We start from the raw sequence: 24,706 nt of genomic DNA on the forward strand, positions 1-24,706 counted from the left end.
CTGCGCGTCCCGTCCCGCGCAGAGAAGTTGAGCCGGGGGGCTAGCCCAGAACCGCAGATGATACCTGGCCCGCGCGGCGCGAAGCAAGCCGGGTAAAGTAGGTCGGGCCGCACAGGTAGTCGCCACAATACCATTACTAATACAAAAGCGCCTTGCAGAAATGTAAGGCGTTTTTTGTGCATAAGACCTGGTGTTTGCCTCTTGCCAGACTGCGCGCCCCGTCCCGCGCGGAGAAGTTGAGCCGCGGGTGTCTAGCCCAGAACCGCCGATGATACTTGGCCTGTTCGGCACGGATCAAACCTGGCAAAGTAGGTCGGGCCGCGCAGGTAGTCGCCACAATACTATCAATACCTAAACGCCTTGCAGAAATGTAGGCGTTTTTTATGCCTGAGACCTTCGTGTTCCCAGGTTCACTATCCGTTCCGGGCCAGAGAGGGTATGCGGATGCCGATGCGTTGCGCTGTTCAGAAAAGGTAAATATCTCTGTCCGGATTAAGCCTTTAACCCTTTCAATTGAAAGACTGCCTGAAAGCAAGTGGAGAAAGACTGGTTTTGATTTTGAACAGGCGACTGAAAGACTGCGGGTACTCGAATCCGAGCTCGTAAGCGATTTCAGAAACAGACATATCTGAGGTCGACAATTTTTCTTTCGCTTTTTCAATAATCTTTTCATGGATATGATGCTGCGCGTTTTCTCCTGTTAGGGAGCGCAGCATATCACTAAGATAACTTGCCGACATTCCGAGTTTTTCTGCCAGCACCTGAACTGTTGGAATCCCGCTCTCAGCTGCATTGCCTTTTGTGAAATACTCGTCTAAGATGTCCTCGATATTTTGCAGCAAATTATTGTTAGCTGCTTTTCTGGTAATAAATTGACGACCATAAAACCGGTTGCTGTAATTAAGTAAAAGCTCGATCTGTGAGACTAGTACGTCCTGACTAAAGTGATCGATCCTGCTGTTTAGTTCTTCTTCAATGATATTGAAAACTGAGAAAATAGCAGTACGCTCTTTGTCTGAAAGATGTAATGCCTCATTGGCAGCATAGGTGAAAAAGCCAAACTGTTTAATTGTGCTTGCCAGCGGGTAGGATAGTAAAAAGTCGGGGTGAACAAGCAATATGTAGCCGGAGCTTGCATTGCCGCTGGGGCCTTCAAGGATTTGCCCGGGTGCTGTAAATACCAAACCACCTTCGCCGAAGTCATAGAAGTTCTGCCCGTATTTGGCTTTTCCGCCAAGGGTTGCTTTATAGGCGATCTTATAAAAAGGCATAACAATCGACGGCGGTAATGCACCAGGGTTGATCGTCATGTCTTTAATGTTGATAAAACTTACCATCGGGTGCACAGGCTTGAAAAGCCCGAACACCCGATGAAAGTCGGTCAAAGATTCAAATTTGTACAAAGCAGGAGCTGCTGTTTTCATAGTTTAAAGATATTGAACTTTAACCTGAATAACCTACCAGGGAGTTACGCCTGTTTCCGGGTTATATTCTTCGCTAAAAAATTGCCCGGTTGGATCATCGCTGCCAATCATTGCGTATTTGGCGATCCGTGCGCCGCCTTCCTGAACTGTTCCGGTGCCCCGGTGCGCATTAAAATCAGTAGCGACAAAGCCTGGACAAACTGCATTAACTTTGAATGGGGTATCCCGCAGCACGTAAGCTAAATCTATGGTGTACATATTCATTGCAGCTTTTGATGCGGGGTATACTGCTGCTTTGTGACTATAATATTTCCAGGATGGATCGCCGTGCAGCGTTAGGGAGCATCCACTTGATGATACATTTACAATGCGGGGCGCTGGTGCATTGCGCAGCAGGTCGATAAATGCTTGCGTTACCCGGACAACCCCGTATAAATTGGTATCAAATACCGCTTTAAACTGTTCAATACTCGCCTCCAAAGCCGACTGCGGCATTCCACCATTGATCCCGGCATTGTTAATCAGCACATCCAATACATCTGTTTTATCTCCAATGATGTTGCGGGCGGCCAGTACAGACGCTCCGTCCGTTACATCCAACTGGATCGCCTCTACATTGTCCAGGCCTTCTGCTTGCAACTTTCCTATTGCTTTCCAGCCGTTTTCTAAAACGCGGCTTCCGAGGAATACATAGTAGCCCTGTCTGAGAAGCTGCCGTGCTGTTTCAAAGCCAACACCTTTGTTCGCTCCGGTGATCAAAACTTTTTTCATGATTACTCTATTGTTTGTGATATGTCAATGCAAATTCTTTTGCGAAATCGGCCAGCTTCACTTGGCCCCAGGTTGGTTTGTTGCGGTAAAAGTCTTCGTACAGACTTCCGTTTTGTTGCGCCGCTTGCATTTGAACCATGCCGTTTGCGATCCATTCGTTCATGCCTGCATCCAGCATTTGTTGCAGCATTTTTTCACGCGGAATCACCTGCCATTCCAAATCGGGCATACCAATAGCTTCACCGATTGTTTTCGCGATCTCGTTGGGAGACAATTCTTCACTAGCCAGGTAATGCACTGACCTGCCATTGAATGGTTTTTCCATTTCCTCAGCTACCACAGCCGCAATGTCCAGCGGGGAAACCCAGGGCTCCTTCTGGTCACCTCCATAAGTTTGTATGATCGCCGATTGGGATTTGATCGAGGCTATGAACTTGTATAGGTTGGTATAAAAACCGACCGGTCGCATGAATTTGATTGAGACGTTGTCCGGTAGCTGGTTCAGGATGGTCTCAACTGTATTATGCAGATAAAGGCTGCCAATCTCTTTGTTAGTATGAGCTCCGATGCTACTTAAATGTACAATCTGCTTTACGCCGGAAGTCTCAACTGCTTGCCTATAGTTGTTTGCTATCCTCGTAAAAGCAGCAACAAAATCTACGTTTTTATCAAAAACGCTGCCGATACCTTCATGCTTCCATCAAATACACGATGTCGGCGCCTTTGAAAGTTTCTGTGAGAAATTCTGCGTCCTGTATGGTACCGATTGCCACTCTCGCACCCAATGCTTCAATCGCCACGTGGCGCTCTGCTTTACTGCTGATGATGGTAACCGCATGTTTCTTTCGGATCAATTCTTCTGCCAACGGCTTACTGATGTTGCCCAGTGAGCCAGTGATTACGATTTTCATAATGTTCTGTTTTTTGATAGTGCAAAGTTGTGCAGCCGCCAAAAAGCAGATCTAACAGAATCGACTGAGTTTATAACAAAATTGAGGGTAAAGAAAGTTAGCGGGCGCCTGAGAGGCGGCCAACGCCCATTGTTTTAAGAATTCAAGTTACCGTCCATATAAAATGAATCATGCACTTGTTTGGCGAGCAGGGATAAATGTTCTAGCAACGGCACAGGCTCGATAACTTTTATAGCTCCGGCAAACGGCAGCAACCAGGTTGCCAGATAAGGGAGAGAGCCTACAAGAAGTAAAACTTCCAGGCTTCCATCTGCCAGCGCTTGTTCGTGCGTCCAACCATATCTATGCTTGGTGTCATGAAAATGCTGAACCTGGGCAGGCAGCAACATGGAAGGGTTGAAGTGGATCACCACTTTCTCCTGGTCTCTTCTTTTAGCTTCGTCAGCCCAATATTGTTGCAGTGTTTCCTGACGTGCAGGGAACACCTCATCGCCCATTGCGAGGCTGTTGATGCGGTCAAGTCTGAAATCTCTGAATGCTTGCCGGAGCCTGCAATATGCTACCACATGCCAGTGCTGGCTGAGATACAGACCGATAGGTTCAATGTCACGCATGGTAGCTTCTCCGGATTCCGCAGCCTGATAACCAATGCATACAACCCGGTGAGATGTGACGGCGGTGACCAGCTGCTGATACGTGTTAGGTCGCTCTGACGCGCTGGCTGGCTCCATTACATGGATATAGGGAGCTATTGTTTCCAAATGGTCGCGATCTGAATGGCGGAGTGCCGCCCGGACTTTATCCATTGCCGCGCCACTTAGCCGGGCAGTTGCAGTATCTGTCAGTCTTGATGCAAGCTTTTCGGCTGTGAGCAGTGAGATCGCTTCTTCACGGGTAAACATGACTGGCGGAAGGCGGTATCCTTCCAGCATTGCATAGCCTTTTCCCTCCTGGGTGACAATGGGTATTCCCGCACTTTCGAGCGTCCGGATGTCACGGTAAATAGTGCGGGTGCTCACCGAGAAGCGCTCTGCAAGTTCGGTCGCAGTCACTGTCCGTTTTGTCTGCAGCAGAGTAAGCAGGGCTACTAAGCGGGAGAGACGGGTAACTTCGGAGTCGATCATAAGATCAGTTAGATTTAGCGGCTATGCAAAAGAGCCCGCAGCCGGGCTCTTTTAATCTGGTCAAGATAGCAAATTACTTTACCACAGTAGCCTCCAGTTCGATGGTAAGTCCACCAAAAAGGTTCTTAACTTCAAGCAGGGTAGTTGCTTGCTTGATGCCGTGATTGGCAATCCAGGTTTGATAAGTTTGCAAGCAGCTTGTAAAAAATTCCTGCGTCGAAGTGGTGTAAACATTCAGTCTGACGATGCCGCCGGGTTCGTATCCTGCCTCGGTGATAAGTTGTTCCAGGTTTCGGATAGTCAGCTCAAGTTGCGCATTCATATCGCCCGCAAGTGGCTGGCCATTAGCGTCCATTGCAACTTGCCCCGAACAGTAAAGCGTTCCAGCCGGCTGTTTCACTTCGACTGCTTGTACCGAATTCGTGTACTTACCCCATTCCCAGGGATCGGTTGTGTTCTTTTCCATTTTTGTTTGTGGTAACGTTTAATTGTTTTTTGTTTCCACAAATTTCAACCGACCGGGTGACAGCCCTATGTCATACCTGTTTTAGTGAGAAAAAATTTATTTAATAAACTTCCAAACTGAATACAAAGCCTAGTTTCTGGCGTAAACTTTACTAATGAAATCTCCCATTGTCATCGGCTTTCTGCCCAGAAAGGTTTCCAGCGTGGGATCATTCACGTCCATTGTACCTTGTGAGATAGCGACGGCCCACATGGTGAACATTCCAATATATTGTTCCGGAACACCAAGGCTTTTCAGCGTTGATTCAAATTCCGCGACCGGAGGCGTTTTGTACAAAACCTCTTTTCCCAAGACCCTAGATAGCTCACCGGCGATGTCGTAAAAAGAATAAGATGCTCCATTTGTCAGCTGATAAACCCTGTTAACGTGGCCGTCCGAGGTCAAAACATGCGCAGCAGCTTCTGCCAGTTCTTCCCGCAGTACATAGCTGGCTTTCCCATAATCAGCAGGGAATAGAATGGAACCTTTATCAGCCACCTGCTCACCGGAGAAGACAGGTATCATTTCCAGGTATATTCCGTTTCGAAGAATGGTATACTCGATCCCGCTATTCTTTAACACTGTTTCTGATTCCACGTGCGAGTTTTGAAAGGCAGCGATTGCGGAGTGCTCAAAGTCTGGTTTTCTGATAAAAGACGTGTAAGTGATGTGCTTAACACCAGCTTCCTTAGCTGCATTGATCACATTGATGTGGTGATTTGTGCGGTTCTCAAAAGCCTGCCTGTCGTTGCTGGACACCAGTAATATTTTCTCCACATCGCTGAAAGCATTCACCAGCGAATGATGATCGGTGTAGTCGCCGATTCTGATGCTGATGCCTTTTTCTTGAAGTACTTTGGCCTTGGCTGCGTCTCTGACCAATGCTGAAATGTTGGAAGGATTAACCCGCTTTTTCAAAAGATGGTCGATTGCATGAGCGCCGAATTGACCAGTTGCGCCTGTTACTAAAATCATTTTGCTACCTGTTTTATGAGATGATACATAAAGGTACCCATGCAGGTATACTTTATATACTTTGTTCTCATATAATATTGATATACTTTTGTATACTGAGATACATAAATAGTTGATGATGACCAAGTTTAAAGAATTTGTTGGGGCAGAGAAGGGGCCGCAGTGTCCGCGTAGCTACATTCTGGCACTCACAGACACACTCAATGTGATCAACGGAAAGTGGAAGCTGCCGATTATCGCATCGCTGTTGCGTGGTGTAAACCGGTTCAAAGATCTGCTGGAAAAAACCGAAAAGATCACGCCCAGGATGCTATCAAAAGAACTTAAAGAACTGGAAGCCAATGGTGTTGTACAGCGGGTGGTCTATAATCAGACACCCGTCCTGATCGAATACCAGCTGACTGAATCCGGTAAAGATATCGCCGATGTGATTGATTCCATGATTGATTGGGGAATGACCCATCGTTCACATGTGATAAAAAAAGGAGTGGAGTAGATAAAACGGCATTTCACCTGACAGTCAGCGGTGTTTGCGTCTGATCCAACTTCTGACAAGCTGCACGGCATAAAGCAGGATTAAACCCAAGAAAATGAAATTAAACACCTTCCCGACAGTGTCAAAAGCGCCCTGGTATTTATTGCCAAAGTAGAATGCGGCAAAAAAGACGATTGACGACCATAACAGTGTACCTATGAAGGTGTAGATCAGGAATTTCGCAAGTTTCATCTTCACCAGTCCGGCGGGAATGGATATGAAAGTCCTGAAAGTTGGCACCATTCTTCCCCAGAAGACAGCAACCGCCGCGTGCCTGTCGAAAAACCGAAGCGCTTTTTGGTATGAATCTTCCGAGAGTCCGATCCAAACTCCGTTCCGAATAATCCATTTCTCCAAACGATCGTGTCCGACTTTATTCCCTACCCAATACCAGAAACCAGCCCCGGCCAGTGAACCGAAAGTGGCGGAAAGTACCGCCAGGATAGGATTTATCTCACCTTCCACAGCCGCCATTCCGCTGAGCGACAGGATAATCTCCGAAGGAAGAGGTGGAAAAACATTTTCCAGGAGCATTAAAAGGAAAATTGCGAAATAACCGGCTTGGCTAATAAATTCTTCAATCAGGGAGGTCATATCCGGCACTGGCTGCTTGTTGATGATCACAAGTCATAACAAATCCTTGCCAGGTAGGTCCGCCCGACTTTTTCTAAAAGTGGGTTGTGCTCCCATTCGTGATTTTACAACCGGGTTATCTGATTGCAGAAACGGTTGCCTGTCGTCCGATCAACTGCCAGGTCCCATTCCTTTTTAGCCACACGTTTGTGAACCGCCGCGTCAGCTTTGCGCCAGCGTGATCAGTGACGCCCTGCGGCTTTATCTCCTCGCGTCCCATCACAATAGCAGTTTGATTCACAATAGTTATCTTCTCAATAATTCTTGCAAAATCTTCATAATCCAATTTCCCGGATCTGATCAGAAGAGTAATATCTTTTTTAGATACAACCACATTCGCCGGATTGTTTACAACGAATTCGGGTGCCCATAATTTTTGGTACAATGCGTTTGTGTCACCCTTCAACACCGCAACGGCTTCTTGCTGTTCCAGCGCCCTGATTAGGGACTCAGGATCAGTTTGGGCTGATAACGCGCGGCTACACAGCATGAGAATGGAAAAAAGAGCGTTGTACATAAGTCGTGATTTTGTAAATGCCGCCTTATCAGTGAGTAAGTCGTGCAAAATAAATTGTTCAACCGATTGGTCAGGTGTAAAAAAACGACAACCTAGGCTAGATGCAGCTTTTTATGAATGCTGACTGATTCCTCCTGAATGAGGGCGGAAGGCGTAACTGAGGAGAATTGTTTGAAATCCTTAATGAGGTGTTGCAAATCGGAGTACCCGCATTGGAGGGCAATGGTTAGCCAGCTGTTTGCCATATCAGCCTCTTTCAGGTTCATAGCGTAGTTAAAGCGTTGAATACGTTGAAAAACGACCGGACTGACGCCGACATATTGAATGTACTTTCTTTGTAGCTGCCTTGCTGACAAACAAGCCTGATCCGCGAGCCATTCCAGGGAATGACCAGGCCGGGCACTTTCCAGCAAATCGTAAATCCGATCCCTTGGGCGCAGCCGTTCATTCACTTGTTTGATTTTGCCGGTCAAGTAGCGTTCAATAACCTGAATGATGCCACCGTAATCCGCCGCCTCCAATAACATCTCATTGACCGCGCTCACATCGGCAGGGATGACTTGTTCTGCGTCTAAATAATTTTCAACCAGTTCATTCATAGGTATTCCGAGGAGCCGATACAGACTGCCAGGCTTAAATACAATTTTCAGCATCATGTACTCACTTTCAAACCGAAGGTTAAAGGCAGAGGTCTGTTGGCGGGACAGATAACTGAAACTGCGTTTTTGCGTTACGCCCGTATTTGTGTTCTCCCCAATCACACGACCTATTATATCAAAAGTGAGACATTGCTCAGGGCGGGGATAGTACAGCTTAACAGGATCAACAGCACTTCCTTTCAGGTCAAAATGAAGCAGATGATAGTGACTGACATACTGCTGAACATGCAATGAAGGTGTATAAATCTTGTAGATCATATCGCATATATGGGTTAGGGTGGGATTAACTGTGCAGTAAATGTTTAATCTCTTCCTTTTTACTTCTGGATACAGACAGTGAATGATACAACAACCACTGTGAATTCTGCTCCCTCTGAAATGTATTGTAAAACAGTACGGTACCTATAACCCAGCTTGCAAAGCTTGGGAATAGTAGTACATTTGCGCCCCCAAATCTGAAAATATCCCCGTGTCAGCTACTAACCAGCTCGGGCATGCGCCCGTAAGATATCTGTTTTTTCAAAATTATGGCCCTGCGATTATCAGCCTGCTGTCTTCCATTCTTCACCAGGTGATTAATGGGATTATACTCGGACAGCAGGTTGGAAAGGAAGGGCTGGCAGCGGTAGGTTTATTCGGTCCGGTGGTTATCATTCTGGTGGCATTGAGCTTGCCCATTATGATTGGCGGTGGAGTGCTGATTGGCAACGGGATTGGTGCTGGCGACTTTGAGAGTGTACAACAGGTATTTCAGTTCGCCACCACTTTGGTTATTATAATCGGCGGCTTCGTGGCCATTTGCGCGCCGTTTTTCTCAGTGCCGCTTGCCCGTTTTCTGGCTGGATCAGAAAATTCATTGCTAACTAAGAATACTGCTGATTATGCTTTCTGGCAGCTGGTTAGTCTGCCGGTCTTCTTTCTTGGAATGGTATGGGGGAATTTCGTCCGCGCCAACAATGAGCCTAAAGTCACAAGAAATGCCTCGGTTTTAGCTGCGGCTGTCAATATCGTTCTGGATCTGATACTCGTTCTCGTTCTGGATATGGGCGTGGAAGGCGCTTCCATTGCAACAGCGATTGCATTAACGTGTGGTGCTGCCTACCTCTTTGTTTTTATTTCAAAAGGCAAAACTCATTTTGGCTTTTCTTGCTTCCGCTTCACTTTGAAACTTTCGCAATGGAAAGAGTACTTCAAAATCGGCTTACCTTCATTTGCGTCTGAAATCGCATTTTCTTCCGGCCTGCTGTTTATCAATCAGGCATTGATACCTTACGGCGCAACTGCTGTGGCTGCTTTTGGATTAGTCAACTACCTTAGCTTTCTGCTCATCCGGCCGTTTACGGCTGCTATGATTGCCGCGCTTCCGATTATGTCATTCAATATCGGCGCAAAACAGCCGCAGCGGGTGCTGGATACCTTACGGTTCTCCCTGGGCTTTACATTGTTTTTGGGGATTATAGCGGCTGGTAGCGGTTTATTGCTGTCCGATCAGCTCATTCGGCTATTTTCCGGGGATCAAAGTATGGCTTACCGCGAAACTGCCAGTCACGCAATGAATTTGTACTTCCTGCTGTTTCTGGCAGCCGGCCCTAACTACCTGCTTGCAGCCTTCTTGCAAAGTACCGGGAAAACGATTGCTTCTCTTTCTGTTAATCTTCTGAAGGGACTCCTGCTGGTAGTACCCGCCCTTGCGATCCTGCCAAACTATTTGGGTCTGCCCGGCATTTGGCTGTCCCGGTCCCTGTCGGAGATTCTGGCGTTTATCGCCATTGCAGCTTATACCTTTTGTTACAAAAAGCGCTATTATACCGCCGATGCAATCCTGCAAAATAGCTAGTCCGATACCGTAAATACTTACTTGTCAAGCTCGTGTATTTCCGTCAGTCCATTATAGTAACAGCAAATTAGTAACGACTCAGCGTGAAGATGTTTTAGTGAATGATTGCGATTATGGTCCACGAAGCACATCAGGAACTTTTAACGCATTATATTCTTTCTAAACCTGAGCCTACTCTATAAATACTAATATGAAAAAAATAGGATTTCTATCGTTCGGGCACTGGGCAAATCACCCGGCATACAACGCCCGGACAGCGAGCGACACATTGCTCCAATCCATTGACCTGGCTGTTGCTGCCGAAGAAATTGGTTTAGATGGCGCTTACTTTCGGGTACACCATTTTGCAGCACAGCTTGCTTCGCCATTTCCATTGCTGGCGGCCGTTGGTGCAAAAACCAGCAAAATCGAAATTGGGACCGGCGTTATTGATATGCGTTACGAAAACCCTTTGTATATGGTGGAGGACGCCGGAGCCGCGGACCTGATCTCGGAAGGGCGATTGCAACTGGGCATCAGCAGAGGATCGCCGGAACAGGTTATCGACGGGTGGCGCTATTTCGGATACGAACCAGCAGACGGAGAGACCGACGCGGACATGGGACGCCGCAAAGCGCTGGAATTTCTTGAAAGGTTGAATGGCGTTGGTTTCGCTGAGCCGAATCCGTACCCAATGTTTCCGAACCCGCCGGGCCTGCTGCGTCTCGAACCCTATTCTGAGGAACTGCGGGAGCGAATCTGGTGGGGTGCTGGTTCCAACGCTACTGCTGTTTGGGCGGCTGAAAACGGAATGAACCTTCAAAGTTCTACATTGAAGTTCGATGAAAGTGGCAAGCCTTTTCACATTCAACAGGCAGAGCAGATCAGGTTGTATAAGGAGGCCTGGAAAAAAGCGGGGCACCAGCGAGAGCCCAGGGTGTCGGTAAGCCGGTCTATTTTCGCATTGGTAAACGATCAGGACCGCTATCTTTTCGGACAGGAATCAAATCGAAGAGATAAGATCGGAATGATCGAACAGGACAAACGCGCTATCTTCGGCAGAAGCTATGCCGCTGAACCTGATCAGCTTATCAAGGATTTAGCACAGGACGAAGCGATCCAGGAAGCAGATACTGTTTTATTGACAATCCCCAATACACTGGGCGTAGACTACAATGTGCATGTGCTCTCTTCTATCTTGGAGCATGTAGCACCCGGATTAGGCTGGCGCTGAGTTTTTGAATTGGAATTTGATTTTCGTGGCAACCGGTGCAAAGCTGGTTGCCACTTGTTATTTTGGTGCAATGAGTTGATTGGGTTTGGCACGAGGACGTGCATTGTTCGATTTACTAGGTTATTCAAGACCTCATTTTTTGTACTTTCGCCTAAACTCCTGCTAAACCAATCTTTAAGATGAATCCGATCTGGGCTATCGTGGCTATCATTCTTGGCGTCACTTTATACAAACAATTTGATTTTCAAACCCTGCAGTTCGAAAAGCCAGCGTTGGGTGTTGTGTATTTGCTAACATTTGTTGCTTCGGTCTATTTTCTGATCAAAAGCAGGAAGCAATCGACTAAGTAAGTTCCACAGTCATGAAAGTGTGTATTGCTGAAAAGCCCAGCGTTGCGAAGGATATTGCGGGAGTGATCGGGGCCAACCAGCGACGAGACGGTTACTACGAAGGTAACGGGTACCAGGTAACCTGGACATTCGGGCATTTTTGTACATTGAAAGAGCCTCACGACTATACGGAACGCTGGAAAGCTTGGCGGCTGGAAGATCTGCCCATGATCCCGTCGAGCTTTGGTATCAAGCTGATCGACAATGCGGGTGCATTGAAGCAGTTTGCCGTAATTGAAAGTCTGGTCAGTCAGTGCGAAGAGGTGATCAATTGCGGGGATGCAGGGCAGGAGGGAGAGCTGATCCAGCGATGGGTTTTGCTGAAAGCCAAATGCAATGTGCCTGTCAAGCGCCTCTGGATTTCTTCACTGACAGAGCAGGCGATCCGTGAGGGTTTTGAAAAGTTGAAAGACAGCGAGGTTTACAACAACTTGTATGCAGCCGGCAGCGCCCGCGCGATCGGTGACTGGCTGCTCGGTATGAATGCGACCCGACTTTTTACCAAAAAATTCGGTCAGGGGAAAGTGGTACTGAGCATTGGTCGCGTACAAACACCAACCCTCGCGCTCATCGTGCAGCGGCAAAAAGAAATCAATGCATTTGTTTCGGAAGAATATTGGGAATTAAAAACCATTTACCGGGAGACGGAATTCACAGCAACCATTGACCGGATCAGAAACGAAGAGAAAGCAAACAAAGGCCTCGCATACTTGCTTCAACACGATTTTGAAATAACCTCTTTTGAAAAGAAAGAAGGAAAAGAGGGAAACCCCAAGCTATTTGACCTGACCGGCCTGCAGGTAGAGGCGAACAAAAAATACGGCTACTCGGCCGAAGACACATTAAAGCACACGCAAAATCTTTACGAAAAGAAGTTCATCACGTACCCGAGGGTAGATACCACTTATCTGTCCGAAGATCTGCATCCGAAAATCGAAGGGATACTCAGGGAACTTACCTACTATGCGCAATTCACTGCGCCGCTGCTGGAAAAACCAATTCCAAAGTCGAAGGCCGTTTTTGATGATAAAAAGGTAACAGATCACCATGCCATTATCCCCACGGGCGTGCTGCCGAGCCACGTTAGTCAGGATGAAAAACGGATTTATGACCTGATCGCACGCCGTTTTATCGCCGTGTTTTATCCTGAATGCAAGGTTTCTAACACGACGGTTTTAGGGAAAGTCGGACAGGTGGAATTCAAGGCGACGGGAAAGCAGATCCTCGAACCTGGCTGGCGTGTTTTGTATGCCAATGATGCAAGCGCAAAAAAGGAAGCTGCGGAAGAAGAGAAGCTGATGCCCAATTTTGAAGCAGGTGAAAGAGGCCTGCACAAGCCGCGCGTGCACCAGGGGAAAACCACGCCTCCGAAAGCATATACAGAAGCTACATTGCTCCGCGCTATGGAAACAGCCGGCAAGCAAGTAGAAGACGAAGAAATGCGGGAGCTCCTGAAAGACAATGGTATCGGAAGACCTTCCACCCGGGCCAACATCATCGAAACGCTCTTCAAGAGGCGCTACATTGAAAAGAAAAAGAAGAATATTTTCGCCACACAAACCGGTATCGACCTGATCGACACGATCCAGAACGAGCTGCTCAAAAGCGCGGAACTGACCGGAAACTGGGAACGCAAGCTGCGGCTGATTGAAAAAGGCGAGTACTCCATGGATACGTTCAAGCAGGAACTGATCCAGATGGTCGTGGACCTGACGCAGGAAGTGAAAAATAACCGCGGACGTGCGATCAGCATAGCAGAAGAGGCTCCGGCGGAAGTTGAAAAAGAAGTAAAAGAGAAGAAGCCTGCCAAGCCGAAAGAGTCCAAAGAAGAGATTCACATTGAATCCCTAACCTGTCCAAAATGCAAAGCGCATTTACTGAAAAGAGGAAAAACAGCGTACGGCTGCTCTAACTTTCAGGTATGCGGCTTCAAGATTCCATTTGAATTTTTAGGTAAAAAGCTGACCGACAAGCATGTTTATGATTTGTTGAGCAAAGGAAAAACAGCCAGGATAAAAGGCTTGCAGATCCCCGGAAATCCCGAAACTACCGACGCTAAGCTCGTCATGAACGGTGATTTCAACTTCGAAGTGGGATAGCCCGGCGCGGCTAACAGCGATTCCTGAATGGAGGCACATACTTACCTTTCTCGCAGCTAGGTAGCGAGCACCACGATCACCGGCACCGCATTGTTCAGCATGTGCAGTAAGATGCTCCATTGGATACCATAACGCAGGGCGACGAATGCAAAGAGGATACCTGAAACGAAATGTGGAAGGAGGTTCAACGTGATCTCAAATGCATTTGCCTGGCTGAAATTGAAATTAGAGTGGTGCCATAAAGCAAAGCAGGCAGAACTGATCAATATGGTTGCAATGCGGTTTTTGCCCGTCACACTAATCAAAGCGCCACTGATCGGCTTACTGAACAGAAAAACAAACAACGCAGCGAGCACGAAGATCAAACCCGAATCCATGCCGGGCACATAGAAATTGACGCCGGTGAAACGGGCCGCCAGCATGTAGAGCAGGAACACGGAAGATATCACTACAACCCTGCGCACATGCACAATCGTGCCCCTGAACGCCAGTTCCTCCATGATCGGTCCGGCAATGGCGACTTCAAAAAGGAAAGACAGAGTGATCCAGGCAGAAGAGAGTGTCCGCATGGAGCTCGCCCGTTCTGCCTCGCCGATCAGACCTTTGCTCTTCAAAAACACAAGAAAATTCGCGTAAATAAATTTGAATAGCACAACGGCCAGGTATGCCAGCAAGATCCGTTGGAGTTTGTATTTTGTACTGACCTCTTGTGATTCTTGCATTGCCAATTATCAGATCTTTCGAATGTAGCTTTGGTTTTTGAGGCAGCTAACAGCGTTACTAGCACAAGTCGGCAATATTCGTCAACTTATGTAATTATTTTAGATTGTAGAGCTGGTGTTCCGCTGTGTTCCCCAGCTCTATATTTCCCTGTTTCAATACCAGCCAATTTCCTAAGCTTCGCTTTTCAAAGACGCCATGTCAATAACAAACCTATACTGCACGTCGCCTTTGAGTAATCTTTCGTAAGCTTCGTTGATATCCTGCATATCGATCATTTCGATATCGGCAACGATGTTGTGCTCTCCACAGAAATCAAGCATTTCCTGCGTTTCAGCGATACCGCCGATCATGGAACCTGCGAAGCTCTTGCGACCAATTATCAGGCTGAATGCGGCCACAGGCAGCGGATGCTCAGGTGCGCCAACCAGCGCCAGTGATCCGTCCACGCGTAACAAATTCAGGTACGCATTAATGTCATGCTCCGCCGACACTGCATCCAGAATAAAGTGCAGCTTTCCGCGAAATGCGGCCATTTGATCTGCATCTTTCGACAATACCACCTCGTCCGCTCCCAGACGCTTCGCTTCGCCGAACTTGGCTTCGGATGTAGTAAATGCAACAACCTCAGCGCCCATTGCTTTTGCAATTTTGATCGCCATATGACCAAGCCCGCCAATACCGACTACCCCCACCTTTTTACCCGGGCCCACATTCCAGTGCCGCAGCGGCGAGTAAGTGGTGATTCCTGCACACAACAACGGGGCCGTAGCAGCAAGGTCAAGATTCTCGGGAATGCGAAGTACGAAATTCTCATCTACCACAACGCGTTCCGAGTACCCGCCGAAAGTGGGTGTGTCCAGGTACTTGTCCGGTGAGTTGTAAGTCTGCGTAGCGCCGGGCTCGCAAAATTGTTCCAATCCTTCCTGGCAGTACTGGCATTCGCGGCAGGAGTCCACAAGGCAGCCCACACCCACAACATCGCCTACTTTAAACTTCGTAACGTGTTCTCCGACACTGACGATCTTGCCCACGATCTCGTGGCCGGGTACGCATGGATACTGGGTCCCATGCCACTCATTGCGTATGGTATGCAGGTCGGAATGGCACACGCCGCAGTAGAGAATGTCAATTTCGACATCGTGTGCTGTCGGTTTTCTACGGTGAATGTCCAGCTGGTCGAGATCCGCATCCGCCGCTTCTGTTCCGTAAGCTTTTACGTTGATTGTATCTATCATATTAGTAGTTAAATGGATGTGTATTGCATTGCTAACAAATCTGTACCGCGCCTGCAAACTGGTGCGAAATGTGCTGACAAATTTCGGTAAGCGTCCCAGGTGAAATATAAAGACATTCAAACAGATTAGTAAGAAAATCAAGGCTAACCGGATTGCGGCTTTTTGCATTGTCCAATTTCGGACACCGCACGTTCTTTCCCGAACAAATATCTTTTTGAAAATCCATTCAAATTGCGCTTTCACGCACTATCTGGCTGTTTTTGACAAGTGGCACATATTTGTACTATAAAATATAAACTAATACACCAGCCTGATGCGACGTACCTATCTGGGAGAATTTGAAGAACTCGTTTTACTGATGATCGCCATTCTCGACGGTCAGGCTTACGGGGTGACCGTAAGTCAGGAAATTGAGCAACATACGGGGCGGGTAGTCACATTGGGGGCTATTCATAACACGCTGATCCGCCTGGAAGAAAAGGGCTTTGTCCGCTCCGAGCTCGGCGGCGCTACCACGGAGCGCGGCGGGCGACGGAAAAGGCTTTTTAAAGTAACAGCGCTCGGGGCCGCGGCGCTCCGGGATATCCAGGATCTGCGGAGCAAGCTTTGGCAAATGATGCCCGACAATGCATTAAACATCAGTTCAATATGAACACACCACAGCCTCCCCGCTGGGCCCGGCACGTGCTCAGGTGGTTGCATCCGGATAATACGCTGGAAGAAACAGAAGGCGACCTGGACGAACTTTATGCCCACTGGTACCGGCACTCGGGAAAGGCGCAGGCAGTACTCCGTTATCTTCTGAATGTGATCTCCGTGCTCCCGCCATTCGTAAGGAGGCGGCATAGTGAATACGAATACGACCGACCTTTCATCTTGAATCCTGCTATGCTTAAAAATTACTTCAAAATCGCGTGGCGCAACATTGTCCGCCAGAAAGCCTATTCGATACTGAATATCTCGGGCCTATCCATTGGAATGGCATGTAGCATCCTCATTCTGCTTTGGGTACAAAACGAGCTGAGCTACGATCGCTTTCACGCGGAGGCAGACCGGCTTTTCAGGCTTACCTGCAATGCCGGCGATTTCAAAGCGGCAGTTAGCCCGGCGGGTGTTGCGCGCGGTATGCAGCAGCAAATGCCGCAAATCGAAACCAGTGTGCGGCTTAGTAAGCCCCACACCAGCCTTTTTGAAGCGGGTGATAAGAAGTTTGAAGAAAAACGCGTCTTTTTTGCCGATTCCAATTTCCTCCGCGTGTTTTCCTTCGCTTTGCTGAAAGGGGATGCAGCAACGGCGCTCAGCGATCCGGGTGCATTGCTGATCACGGAGGACATGGCCAGAAAGTATTTCGGGAATGAAGATGCATTGGGCAAAATCCTCAGGAGAAACAATCAGGAGAACCTCAGGGTAGCGGGTGTCCTGGCCAATGCGCCTTCCAACTCGCACTTGCAGTTTGATGTGATTATCCCTATGTCAAACCTCGCCAGGAGAGACCGGGATTTGCAGACGGATACCTGGGGAAACTTCAATTTTTACACCTATTTCAGACTTGCTGAAAAGACGGATATGTCGCCCTCAGGCTTGAATAGGCTCGCCGGACGGATGTTTGAGATCTATAAGGCGCACGGACAAACGTTGAAGATCGATTTTCATTTGCAGCCTCTGACCGCCATTCACTTGCATTCCGACCTTCAAATCGACCTGGCGGGACACGGTAATATCCAGTATGTCAACATATTTTTCGTGGTAGCGATTTTCATACTGATTGTGGCATGTATCAATTTCATGAACCTGGCCACTGCCCGTTCAGAGCGCCGCGCGAAGGAAGTGGGGCTGCGCAAGGTAGTAGGAGCTGGGCGCTACCAGCTGGTGTTCCAATTTCTGGGCGAGTCGCTGATCTTCTCATTTCTGTCGCTTTTCATTGCAATCGGGATCGTTTTTCTGATGCTGCCGATTTTCAAAATGCTGACAGAGAAGGAACTTGCCATTCAATTGCTCGACGGCGAGCTCTGGCTCGCTTTGGGCGGAATTGCTCTCCTGACGGGCCTGATCTCGGGCAGCTATCCAGCTTTGTTTTTGTCCGGATTTGCTCCCGTTAAGGTTTTGAAAGGCAAGATGAGGGTTGCAGGCGCCAATCTTCTTTTCAGGAACGGACTGGTAGTGGGGCAGTTTGTCGTAGCAATCGTGTTGCTCGTAGGAACTTCGGTCGTGTACAAGCAGCTGAATTTTATCAAAAACAGAAACCTGGGCTTTGACAAATCCAACCTTCTTTACGTGCCGATGACAGGAGAAATATGGGGAAAGCAGCAGAGTCTGAAAGCCGCATTGTCCCAGGAACCGCTCACCGCCGATTTTTCCATTATCTCAGACTTACCAACCGCGCTGACTACCGGCACGACAGACCTGGAATGGCCGGGGCAGGTGACGAAGAACGAGCTGGTTGTACCTTCGCTGGACGTTGATGAGCACTTTGTTGATGTTTTTAGAACCAAAATACTGGCGGGCCGCGGCTTTTCCCGCGCATTCTCTGGCGATAGTTCCAATTATATCATCAATGAAAAAGCAATGCAGGTAATGGGAATGAACCTGCAAAATGCGGTGGGACAGGATATCGTGTTCAGCGAAGCCAAGGGGACTATCGTCGGGGTTGTAAAAGATTTTCACTTTAAGTCTTTACAGCACGAGGTCGAGCCGCTCGTGCTCAGGCTGAACAGGTGGGGTGGACATGTCATTGTGCGTGCCAGGGCTGGCAGCAACGAAGCTACTATTCAGGCGCTCAGCCAAATTAATGCACAGCTGAACCCCGCTTATCCGTTTACTTACGGCTTTCTGGACAACGACCTGGATAATCTATATCGCAGCGAGCAGCAGATGGGCAACATATTCAATCTTTTTGCAGGCCTGGCAATCTTCATATCCTGCCTGGGACTTTACGGTTTGTCGGCTTTCATGGCAGAGCAGCGGAACAAAGAAATTGGTGTCAGAAAAGTGCTGGGCGCGACTGTGGCGGGTGTGGTGGCCTTGCTTTCACAGGATTTTTTGAAACTGATCCTGATCGCGATTGTTGTGGCGTCGCCCATTGCGTGGTATGCAATGCACAAATGGTTGCAGGACTTTGCCTATCAAACAAGTATCGACTGGTGGGTGTTTGTCCTGGCGGGTGCGCTGGCAGCTTCCATTGCTTTGCTGAGGGTCAGTTTTCAAAGTATCAAAGCTGCATTGATGAACCCGGTTAAAAGTTTAAGGAGCGAGTAACTGGCGGGAATTATGTTCGATAATGTTTAACCTGGTCAAACACAAAGAAGAGCAGTTCCATTGACTTATTGTTTCCTACTACCTGACCACGCGGCACTAAATTTCAGGCACGGCCATAGCTTACAGCAGGATTGTTTCCTGAATGCGGTTGTCAGGGTTGTTCAATCCTGATAACCGCGTTGGCGAGTGAATGATCAATCGCCACTGAGCACGACAATGCATTTCGGCCATTCATTTCGACGATGCACGTGCCGCAGCTTCCCATTCCAGAGCAAAGTCCAAAGCCGGGGATCGCCAGCTGCTCAGATATCAGGCTCATCAAAGAGAAATGCCGGTTCTCGCCCGCTTGCACCTGGTATTCCTTTCCGTTGAAAACGATTGTGAATGAAGTCATGAGATTTGAGCCAAAAGAAAGGTGCCGGCCTCAACTACCAGCAAAGACAACAACAGTTTCGTATTCATTCCCCTGAAAAGCTTTCGCAAACCGGTTTTTACGCAAAACCGATGAAATGCTCGATAGGTATTCTTCCACTCCGATGTGCTTTATACTGGAAAGAAATCGGCTTACATGCTGATAGAGATAATCTATTGAATGATAGAATCAATCAATTTTCAATATAATCTTCAATTATATATCTTGCCGGCCTGCATTGATATCCGGTGCAGGTGTTGACAGTAAATCGTGAACTTACAAAATGGAAAAAGAATCGAACGACATTAGTAAATGCCCGTTTCATAACGGCACTATGAACAACAATGTAGGCGGAGGCGGTACACGTAACCGTGACTGGTGGCCGAACCAGCTCAAACTGAACATTTTGCGTCAGCATTCTTCCAAGACAAACCCAATGGGCGAGGACTTCGACTATGCAGAAGCGTTCAAGACTCTTGACCTGGCAGCTGTAAAGCAGGATTTGCACGCACTTATGACTGACTCTCAGGATTGGTGGCCGGCAGACTTCGGGCACTATGGTCCATTGTTTGTCCGCATGGCGTGGCATAGTGCAGGTACCTACCGCGTGTTCGATGGTCGCGGAGGCGGTGGTTCGGGACAGCAGCGTTTTGCTCCGCTTAACAGCTGGCCCGACAACGTAAGTCTTGACAAAGCGCGGCGTTTGCTTTGGCCGATCAAACAAAAATATGGAAATAAACTCTCCTGGGCTGACTTAATGATCCTGACCGGGAATGTGGCGCTTGAATCAATGGGCTTCAAGACATTCGGATTTGCCGGTGGACGCGCAGATGTTTGGGAACCGGATGAGGACGTTTACTGGGGATCGGAGAAAACCTGGCTTGGTAATGACCGCCGCTATCCGCAGGGTGTTCCGGGTGTAGCTGGTGAGGGCGTGGTTTCTTCTGATGAAGACGCAGGTCGTGGCATTCACTCACGCAATCTGGAAAAGCCGCTTGCCGCAGCACACATGGGCCTTATATATGTAAATCCCGAAGGTCCGGACGGAACTCCTGACCCTATTGCATCTGCACGCGATATCCGCGATACATTCGGCCGCATGGCGATGAACGATGAAGAGACTGTTGCACTGATTGCGGGTGGTCATAGTTTTGGTAAAACACACGGAGCAGCACCGTCTGAGCACGTAGGGAAAGAGCCCGAAGCTGCTGATGTGGAACTGCAGGGTTTGGGATGGAGAAACAGCTTTGGCTCAGGTAACGGACCCGATACAATTACCAGCGGACTGGAAGTAACGTGGACCAAGACGCCCACCCAATGGAGCAACAACTTCTTTGAAAACCTTTTTGGGTTTGAATGGGAACTGACAAAAAGCCCCGGCGGCGCACACCAATGGGTTGCCAAAGATGCGGAGCATATTATTCCGGATGCATACGACAATTCGAGGAAACATGCGCCGACTATGCTTACGACCGATCTTGCATTGAGGTTTGATCCGGCTTACGAGAAAATATCCCGGCACTTCCTTGAAAACCCGGATGCATTTGCAGATGCATTTGCCCGTGCCTGGTTCAAATTGACGCACCGCGATATGGGCCCTCGCGCCCGCTACCTGGGTCCTGAGGTACCGGACGAAGTGTTGATCTGGCAAGATCCGGTTCCTGCTGTCGACCATGCATTGATCGATGACGCAGATGTTGCCGCATTAAAATCGAATATCCTGGCTTCCGGGCTGACTGTATCTGAGCTGGTATCTACTGCCTGGGCATCTGCAAGTACTTTCCGTGGTTCCGACAAGCGTGGCGGCGCGAATGGTGCGCGCATCAGGCTTGCGCCTCAGAGAGAATGGGAGGTAAATAATCCGGTGCAGCTGCAAAAAGTACTGAGTACCCTGGAAAGCATTCAAGGCGAATTTAACAGCATTCAGACGGGCGGAAAGAAAGTCTCACTGGCTGACCTGATTGTGCTGGCTGGCTGCGCAGGTGTTGAAAAGGCAGCTCAGGATGCAGGGCACGCGATTATAGTTCCTTTCACACCCGGACGGACCGACGCTTCGCAAGAACAGACAGATATCGAATCGGTATCTTACCTCGAACCGGCTGCTGACGGGTTCCGCAACTACCGCCAGACCAAAGCGGAGGTATCTACCGAAGAGTTACTGATCGACAAAGCACAATTGCTTACACTTTCAGCACCTGAACTGACGGTTCTGGTAGGTGGAATGCGCGCATTGAGCACCAATTTCGACGGTTCCAAAAATGGTGTGTTCACATCACGCCCGGGCGTACTTACCAATGATTTCTTCGTTAACCTGCTCGATATGCGCACGGCGTGGAAAGCAATGGGCGAAGACAGGGAATTGTATCTTGGCACCGATCGCACGAGCGGACAACCTAAATGGACTGCAACACGCGCAGACCTGGTTTTCGGTTCAAACTCCGAGCTGCGGGCGATCGCCGAAGTATATGCAAGTGCAGATGCACAAAGTAAGTTTGTAAAAGACTTTGTGGCAGCCTGGAACAAGGTCATGAACCTGGACAGATTTGATCTGGCCTGACAGCCAAGTTATTATAGAGAATGATGTGAGCGCCCGGGTCGATCCCGGGCGTTTTTTATATTGAAGCAATGCAGCGAAATGCGTAAATTTTGTGTCTGAAAGTAAATAACATTTATTTCCATCTCATGAAGCGATCAGTACTTCCTTGTACCTTGTTAATTTGCTGCCTGTTGCTGACTATCTGCCTGTTTACTGGTTGTGACAATCGTGTAGAATGCCAGGCTCCGCCTGCGCAGATTGCTGTCCAAGTAATGGATGGAACGCTTACTTATCCAGCTGATCTGGATACTGCTGCCCGGATCAGGGTATTCTATCAGGATAACAACCAGAAAAAGTATCTTGCTGATCTCACCAGAATGGGTGATTTACTCTTTTCAAATATGCTGATTGAGGAATGCCGTTACGCGAATGATCCGGAATTTTCCTTCGAATTAAACGGCAGAGTCTTGGCAAAAATGAAAATGGAAACCTATATCAACAATGCGAAATGCAATGGCTGGGCGGCTATTTCAAGGGTTTACCAAAACGGAGAAGAGGTTCCAAGATCGTCAAATGGAGCTTATGTGATTAAATAGATTTTTTACAACCAGTTTCCATTTTCGGCGCCTGGCAGCGATGTGGTACCTAAAAAAAGAAATAGTGAAGCTAAGACAGTCAGATTCAGTAACCAGAATGCTGCCGCTCACATTTTATCATATATAAGCTTAATCGTATTTTCTCCGGAAATGGAAGTCGTGTTGATCTGGACAGACATCGAGTTTCCATTGTTAATTAATTTCCAGACCTCAGTCACTTTAATGTCAGGATCGTCAGAAATGGGCTTGAAATATTTAACCGAGCTAATGGTCATTGTTTGACCGTCCTCCGACCATTTTGCATTGGATTTTTCCCTTGCGCTTCCGACAAGGCTTGCTTCACTTTCTTCACCACCAAAAGTAACTATCTCCTGACCCGTAACAAACCTTCCGTATGGAAGAGGTCTCGCCACGGTTACCGTGAGAAAATCTCCGTGTGCTGCAACTTTGAATGTTTTAGAAGTTGCACGATCCCCCTCCCCGAAAATACAAACAGGAAATTTGCGATCCAATTCGCTCTCCGACTCATTTAATTTCCATTCACCAGAAAAGTTGGCCCGTTCAGCAGGCCTTCCTAATAGCGTGTAAGTAGTAGTCGCTGGTTTGGTTGCGAGCGTTGCATTGCCGCTCAATGGCTGCATTTCGCTTTCATTCTTCCAAGCGGTGCAAAAAGCTATGATCAATACCAGGGCGGAAAAGTGTAAGTGTTTCATCATGTTTTGTTTAGATGTAGGACTTCTGTAAAACTGGACGATTTTCCTGACCCGGTTAGTTAATGCATTGTTAAGCAGTGTGAACGAAAAGCTAATCCAAGTACAAGCCTGACGCTTTTTTACCAATAGCGTTGAGGTGCTTAGCCACAGTTATATACCCCCGCAAGAACCTGTTCACAAACGCCTAACTTATTTGTTCTGTACAAACCATTCGACGATCGCGGGGTAAAGGTCCGCGACAGTCTGGCCTGATTTTCGGCTGCGGTATTGCGCGACAAGAAACTGGCTGAATTCCGGAAACTTCTTAAATCCCCGTCGGTTTTTCATGACCTGTTCAATGTTTGCAATTAATTTCTCTTGCTCCTCACCGGGTACCAGGTCGACGTAGCGCAGATTGACAAGTCCCCAGTTCATATATTCATCAAAGCTTGTCATGGGAGAATCGTAATGTTTAGCCGGACTATCGAAATCATTCCAGACGGACATATCTGTGAATGCCTGATTGATTTTGTCAGCAAATTTCACACTCTCCGGGCCAATGAATGCGTGATTTAATTCAGTGAAAACGATATCGCCGGCGCGCGCGTCCACCGCCGCTTTTGACATTACTTCATAGTCCGAACTTCGTCGGGACGGAAAATTAACATGCGCCTGGGCTTCCGCGAAACCATCGTGCAGGAACCAGGTTGCCGACTGATTCGCATTGACAAGCGGGGAGAAAACAATTTTAAAACAATCGTAACGTGTCGATGGAAAATTGACACCAAGCCATCGCTGCATTTCTGCCACGCCGATTGGTTCGTAGCCTTGGATCAATTCCTGGTAAAAAGATTGGTGTTTGTGGTAGAAATCGGCAAAATGCGACCGCTTTGCTAATGCTTCCAGCTCTTCAATATAAGGAAGTAAATGATTGACAGGATCAAGCCCGAGCCGGTCGTAAACATCGCTTGGCGTGATCTTCTCGCCCGTTAAATCAAATGAATAAGCGTCCATTTTAAGGCCATGATAATTGCCGTGCATCAATTCCTCGTTGAGTCTTTTCACAACGGGCTCCCCGGCAAACGGCGTAAACCATTTCATGACCTCGTGGTAATAATCGAGGTCTCGTTGGATCAGTCCATTGTTCTTCTGTCCTTCGCTGGTAATTGCGAAAACAATATTAACCAGCTCATAGACTGCCGGGATTTCGACCTTTGTTTTACCGCGATGCTTACGCTGATATGCGTCGCTGAACTTTGCACGGGGAACTTCCAGGTTGCCCCTGATAGCGGTAAATGCACTGTCCATACCATTAAGCAGCACAACAAACTGGTAATAGTCGCCTGGTTTTACACTGAAACTGATGGAATCCTGATCAGTGATAAATGTAGTTTCCACCGCTTTGCCAGGAGTATAAACATCGAAAATATCAGGCCGCGCTTCGGGGACTATGTTCCAGGTACCTTTGCGGAGATCATTATCCACGCGAATATCCACTTTCGCAGTCTTTGCCTGGATGACTCTAATCTTCTGCGAGAAGACTTTTGGAGCGAAAACTAGTAAAATCAGTAGTGTGATAATCTTGCTGTGCATAGGCCCAAGTAGAGATATTGTTGTACCTAAAAGCCGCAGTCCAAAGAATATCTATGGGTTTTGCTGAAAAAA

Annotated in this window: 23 protein-coding genes and 1 other annotated feature (1 of these 24 cut by a window edge); of the genes, 8 read left to right on the forward strand and 15 right to left on the reverse strand. The window is 48.0% G+C overall.

Going from position 1 to position 24,706, the window contains the following annotated elements; all coding sequences use genetic code 11:
• Positions 1-111: a sequence feature (16S ribosomal RNA rRNA prediction is too short), on the forward strand (it extends 230 nt beyond the left edge of the window).
• 398 nt (positions 112-509) lie between these two features.
• The 7 genes from Q369_RS0110605 to Q369_RS0110630 all read right to left on the reverse strand — a co-directional run bounded on the left by Q369_RS0110605 (position 510) and on the right by Q369_RS0110630 (position 5,710).
• Entirely contained in the window at positions 510-1,424 is a 915-nt protein-coding gene (locus tag Q369_RS0110605; RefSeq protein WP_031527786.1) for a helix-turn-helix domain-containing protein, read from the reverse strand.
• Between the two features lie 33 nt (positions 1,425-1,457).
• The gene (locus Q369_RS0110610) at positions 1,458-2,195 is read right to left on the reverse strand and encodes an SDR family oxidoreductase (protein WP_031527787.1); all 738 of its coding nucleotides are present in this window, start codon (positions 2,193-2,195) and stop codon (positions 1,458-1,460) included.
• A gap of 7 nt (positions 2,196-2,202) precedes the next feature.
• Positions 2,203-2,664, reverse strand: a complete 462-nt coding sequence (locus Q369_RS29370) for a Rossmann-fold NAD(P)-binding domain-containing protein (RefSeq protein WP_205624310.1) — start codon at positions 2,662-2,664, stop codon at positions 2,203-2,205.
• Between the two features lie 220 nt (positions 2,665-2,884).
• Entirely contained in the window at positions 2,885-3,106 is a 222-nt protein-coding gene (locus tag Q369_RS29375; RefSeq protein WP_205624311.1) for an NAD(P)H-binding protein, read from the reverse strand.
• Positions 3,107-3,240: 134 nt separating this feature from the next.
• A complete protein-coding gene (locus Q369_RS0110620; RefSeq protein WP_051664017.1) occupies positions 3,241-4,230 on the reverse strand; it encodes a helix-turn-helix transcriptional regulator in 990 nt (329 codons plus the stop codon).
• A gap of 73 nt (positions 4,231-4,303) precedes the next feature.
• Positions 4,304-4,696 carry a RidA family protein gene (locus Q369_RS0110625; RefSeq protein ID WP_031527789.1) on the reverse strand — a complete coding sequence of 131 codons (393 nt, stop codon included), beginning with the start codon at positions 4,694-4,696 and terminating at the stop codon, positions 4,304-4,306.
• Positions 4,697-4,825: 129 nt separating this feature from the next.
• Positions 4,826-5,710 (reverse strand): SDR family oxidoreductase, encoded by an 885-nt coding sequence (locus Q369_RS0110630; RefSeq protein ID WP_031527790.1) that lies wholly within the window; start codon positions 5,708-5,710, stop codon positions 4,826-4,828.
• 115 nt (positions 5,711-5,825) lie between these two features.
• Between Q369_RS0110630 and Q369_RS0110635 the strand changes: the two genes are divergently transcribed.
• Positions 5,826-6,206 carry a winged helix-turn-helix transcriptional regulator gene (locus Q369_RS0110635; RefSeq protein WP_229206801.1) on the forward strand — a complete coding sequence of 127 codons (381 nt, stop codon included), beginning with the start codon at positions 5,826-5,828 and terminating at the stop codon, positions 6,204-6,206.
• A 24-nt stretch (positions 6,207-6,230) separates the two neighbouring features.
• Here Q369_RS0110635 and Q369_RS0110640 read toward each other — a convergent pair whose 3' ends face one another.
• From Q369_RS0110640 to Q369_RS0110650, 3 genes are all read right to left on the reverse strand, one after another.
• The gene (locus Q369_RS0110640) at positions 6,231-6,779 is read right to left on the reverse strand and encodes a DedA family protein (RefSeq protein WP_169739249.1); all 549 of its coding nucleotides are present in this window, start codon (positions 6,777-6,779) and stop codon (positions 6,231-6,233) included.
• Positions 6,780-6,954: 175 nt separating this feature from the next.
• Positions 6,955-7,395, reverse strand: coding sequence for a nuclear transport factor 2 family protein (locus tag Q369_RS0110645; protein ID WP_031527793.1), 441 nt, complete (start codon positions 7,393-7,395; stop codon positions 6,955-6,957).
• A gap of 92 nt (positions 7,396-7,487) precedes the next feature.
• Positions 7,488-8,312: a helix-turn-helix transcriptional regulator gene (locus Q369_RS0110650; RefSeq protein ID WP_051664019.1), complete on the reverse strand. Its 825-nt coding sequence runs from the start codon at positions 8,310-8,312 to the stop codon at positions 7,488-7,490.
• Positions 8,313-8,523: 211 nt separating this feature from the next.
• On the opposite strand from Q369_RS0110650, the gene Q369_RS0110655 reads away from it, so the two are divergent.
• The 3 genes from Q369_RS0110655 (at position 8,524) to Q369_RS0110670 (ending at position 13,592) form a co-directional block, all read left to right on the forward strand.
• Positions 8,524-9,891, forward strand: coding sequence for an MATE family efflux transporter (locus tag Q369_RS0110655; protein WP_031527795.1), 1,368 nt, complete (start codon positions 8,524-8,526; stop codon positions 9,889-9,891).
• A 190-nt stretch (positions 9,892-10,081) separates the two neighbouring features.
• Positions 10,082-11,104: an LLM class flavin-dependent oxidoreductase gene (locus Q369_RS0110660; RefSeq protein WP_031527796.1), complete on the forward strand. Its 1,023-nt coding sequence runs from the start codon at positions 10,082-10,084 to the stop codon at positions 11,102-11,104.
• 361 nt (positions 11,105-11,465) lie between these two features.
• A complete protein-coding gene (locus Q369_RS0110670) occupies positions 11,466-13,592 on the forward strand; it encodes a type IA DNA topoisomerase (RefSeq protein ID WP_031527797.1) in 2,127 nt (708 codons plus the stop codon).
• 56 nt (positions 13,593-13,648) lie between these two features.
• On the opposite strand, the gene Q369_RS0110675 is transcribed toward Q369_RS0110670, so the two are convergent.
• Both Q369_RS0110675 and Q369_RS0110680 read right to left on the reverse strand, forming a co-directional pair.
• Positions 13,649-14,314: a CPBP family intramembrane glutamic endopeptidase gene (locus Q369_RS0110675; RefSeq protein WP_031527798.1), complete on the reverse strand. Its 666-nt coding sequence runs from the start codon at positions 14,312-14,314 to the stop codon at positions 13,649-13,651.
• Positions 14,315-14,485: 171 nt separating this feature from the next.
• The gene (locus Q369_RS0110680) at positions 14,486-15,550 is read right to left on the reverse strand and encodes an NAD(P)-dependent alcohol dehydrogenase (protein ID WP_310588985.1); all 1,065 of its coding nucleotides are present in this window, start codon (positions 15,548-15,550) and stop codon (positions 14,486-14,488) included.
• A gap of 313 nt (positions 15,551-15,863) precedes the next feature.
• Here Q369_RS0110680 and Q369_RS0110690 point away from each other — a divergent pair, with 313 nt between their 5' ends.
• Positions 15,864-16,202 (forward strand): PadR family transcriptional regulator, encoded by a 339-nt coding sequence (locus Q369_RS0110690; protein ID WP_031527801.1) that lies wholly within the window; start codon positions 15,864-15,866, stop codon positions 16,200-16,202.
• Positions 16,199-18,805 carry an ABC transporter permease gene (locus tag Q369_RS0110695; RefSeq protein WP_084165719.1) on the forward strand — a complete coding sequence of 869 codons (2,607 nt, stop codon included), beginning with the start codon at positions 16,199-16,201 and terminating at the stop codon, positions 18,803-18,805. Before Q369_RS0110690 ends, Q369_RS0110695 begins: the two co-directional genes overlap by 4 nt.
• A gap of 151 nt (positions 18,806-18,956) precedes the next feature.
• Here Q369_RS0110695 and Q369_RS27640 read toward each other — a convergent pair whose 3' ends face one another.
• Positions 18,957-19,199, reverse strand: coding sequence for a (2Fe-2S)-binding protein (locus Q369_RS27640; RefSeq protein WP_035333300.1), 243 nt, complete (start codon positions 19,197-19,199; stop codon positions 18,957-18,959).
• 301 nt (positions 19,200-19,500) lie between these two features.
• Here Q369_RS27640 and katG point away from each other — a divergent pair, with 301 nt between their 5' ends.
• Positions 19,501-21,774, forward strand: a complete 2,274-nt coding sequence (katG, locus tag Q369_RS0110705; protein ID WP_031527803.1) for a catalase/peroxidase HPI — start codon at positions 19,501-19,503, stop codon at positions 21,772-21,774.
• Between the two features lie 125 nt (positions 21,775-21,899).
• Positions 21,900-22,349 carry a hypothetical protein gene (locus Q369_RS0110710; RefSeq protein WP_157488146.1) on the forward strand — a complete coding sequence of 150 codons (450 nt, stop codon included), beginning with the start codon at positions 21,900-21,902 and terminating at the stop codon, positions 22,347-22,349.
• Between the two features lie 107 nt (positions 22,350-22,456).
• Here Q369_RS0110710 and Q369_RS28320 read toward each other — a convergent pair whose 3' ends face one another.
• Positions 22,457-23,065, reverse strand: coding sequence for a hypothetical protein (locus Q369_RS28320; RefSeq protein ID WP_051664020.1), 609 nt, complete (start codon positions 23,063-23,065; stop codon positions 22,457-22,459).
• Positions 23,066-23,251: 186 nt separating this feature from the next.
• On the reverse strand, positions 23,252-24,634 hold the full coding sequence (locus tag Q369_RS0110720) for a DUF4932 domain-containing protein (RefSeq protein WP_031527806.1): 1,383 nt from the start codon (positions 24,632-24,634) through the stop codon (positions 23,252-23,254).
• Positions 24,635-24,706: the final 72 nt, after the last annotated feature.

Origin of the sequence: Dyadobacter crusticola DSM 16708, assembly GCF_000701505.1 — a bacterium.
Taxonomy (GTDB): Bacteria; Bacteroidota; Bacteroidia; order Cytophagales; family Spirosomataceae; genus Dyadobacter; species Dyadobacter crusticola.

Coding starts and splice junctions, on each gene's coding strand:
- Q369_RS0110605 (WP_031527786.1), bottom strand. CDS start 1,424: ATGAAAACAGCAGCTCCTGCTTTGTACAAATTTGAATCTTTGACCGAC.
- Q369_RS0110610 (WP_031527787.1), bottom strand. CDS start 2,195: ATGAAAAAAGTTTTGATCACCGGAGCGAACAAAGGTGTTGGCTTTGAA.
- Q369_RS29370 (WP_205624310.1), bottom strand. CDS start 2,664: ATGCGACCGGTCGGTTTTTATACCAACCTATACAAGTTCATAGCCTCG.
- Q369_RS29375 (WP_205624311.1), bottom strand. CDS start 3,106: ATGAAAATCGTAATCACTGGCTCACTGGGCAACATCAGTAAGCCGTTG.
- Q369_RS0110620 (WP_051664017.1), bottom strand. CDS start 4,230: ATGATCGACTCCGAAGTTACCCGTCTCTCCCGCTTAGTAGCCCTGCTT.
- Q369_RS0110625 (WP_031527789.1), bottom strand. CDS start 4,696: ATGGAAAAGAACACAACCGATCCCTGGGAATGGGGTAAGTACACGAAT.
- Q369_RS0110630 (WP_031527790.1), bottom strand. CDS start 5,710: ATGATTTTAGTAACAGGCGCAACTGGTCAATTCGGCGCTCATGCAATC.
- Q369_RS0110635 (WP_229206801.1), top strand. CDS start 5,826: ATGATGACCAAGTTTAAAGAATTTGTTGGGGCAGAGAAGGGGCCGCAG.
- Q369_RS0110640 (WP_169739249.1), bottom strand. CDS start 6,779: ATGCTCCTGGAAAATGTTTTTCCACCTCTTCCTTCGGAGATTATCCTG.
- Q369_RS0110645 (WP_031527793.1), bottom strand. CDS start 7,395: ATGTACAACGCTCTTTTTTCCATTCTCATGCTGTGTAGCCGCGCGTTA.
- Q369_RS0110650 (WP_051664019.1), bottom strand. CDS start 8,312: ATGATCTACAAGATTTATACACCTTCATTGCATGTTCAGCAGTATGTC.
- Q369_RS0110660 (WP_031527796.1), top strand. CDS start 10,082: ATGAAAAAAATAGGATTTCTATCGTTCGGGCACTGGGCAAATCACCCG.
- Q369_RS0110670 (WP_031527797.1), top strand. CDS start 11,466: ATGAAAGTGTGTATTGCTGAAAAGCCCAGCGTTGCGAAGGATATTGCG.
- Q369_RS0110675 (WP_031527798.1), bottom strand. CDS start 14,314: ATGCAAGAATCACAAGAGGTCAGTACAAAATACAAACTCCAACGGATC.
- Q369_RS0110680 (WP_310588985.1), bottom strand. CDS start 15,550: ATGATAGATACAATCAACGTAAAAGCTTACGGAACAGAAGCGGCGGAT.
- Q369_RS0110690 (WP_031527801.1), top strand. CDS start 15,864: ATGCGACGTACCTATCTGGGAGAATTTGAAGAACTCGTTTTACTGATG.
- Q369_RS0110695 (WP_084165719.1), top strand. CDS start 16,199: ATGAACACACCACAGCCTCCCCGCTGGGCCCGGCACGTGCTCAGGTGG.
- Q369_RS27640 (WP_035333300.1), bottom strand. CDS start 19,199: ATGACTTCATTCACAATCGTTTTCAACGGAAAGGAATACCAGGTGCAA.
- katG (WP_031527803.1), top strand. CDS start 19,501: ATGGAAAAAGAATCGAACGACATTAGTAAATGCCCGTTTCATAACGGC.
- Q369_RS0110710 (WP_157488146.1), top strand. CDS start 21,900: ATGAAGCGATCAGTACTTCCTTGTACCTTGTTAATTTGCTGCCTGTTG.
- Q369_RS28320 (WP_051664020.1), bottom strand. CDS start 23,065: ATGATGAAACACTTACACTTTTCCGCCCTGGTATTGATCATAGCTTTT.
- Q369_RS0110720 (WP_031527806.1), bottom strand. CDS start 24,634: ATGCACAGCAAGATTATCACACTACTGATTTTACTAGTTTTCGCTCCA.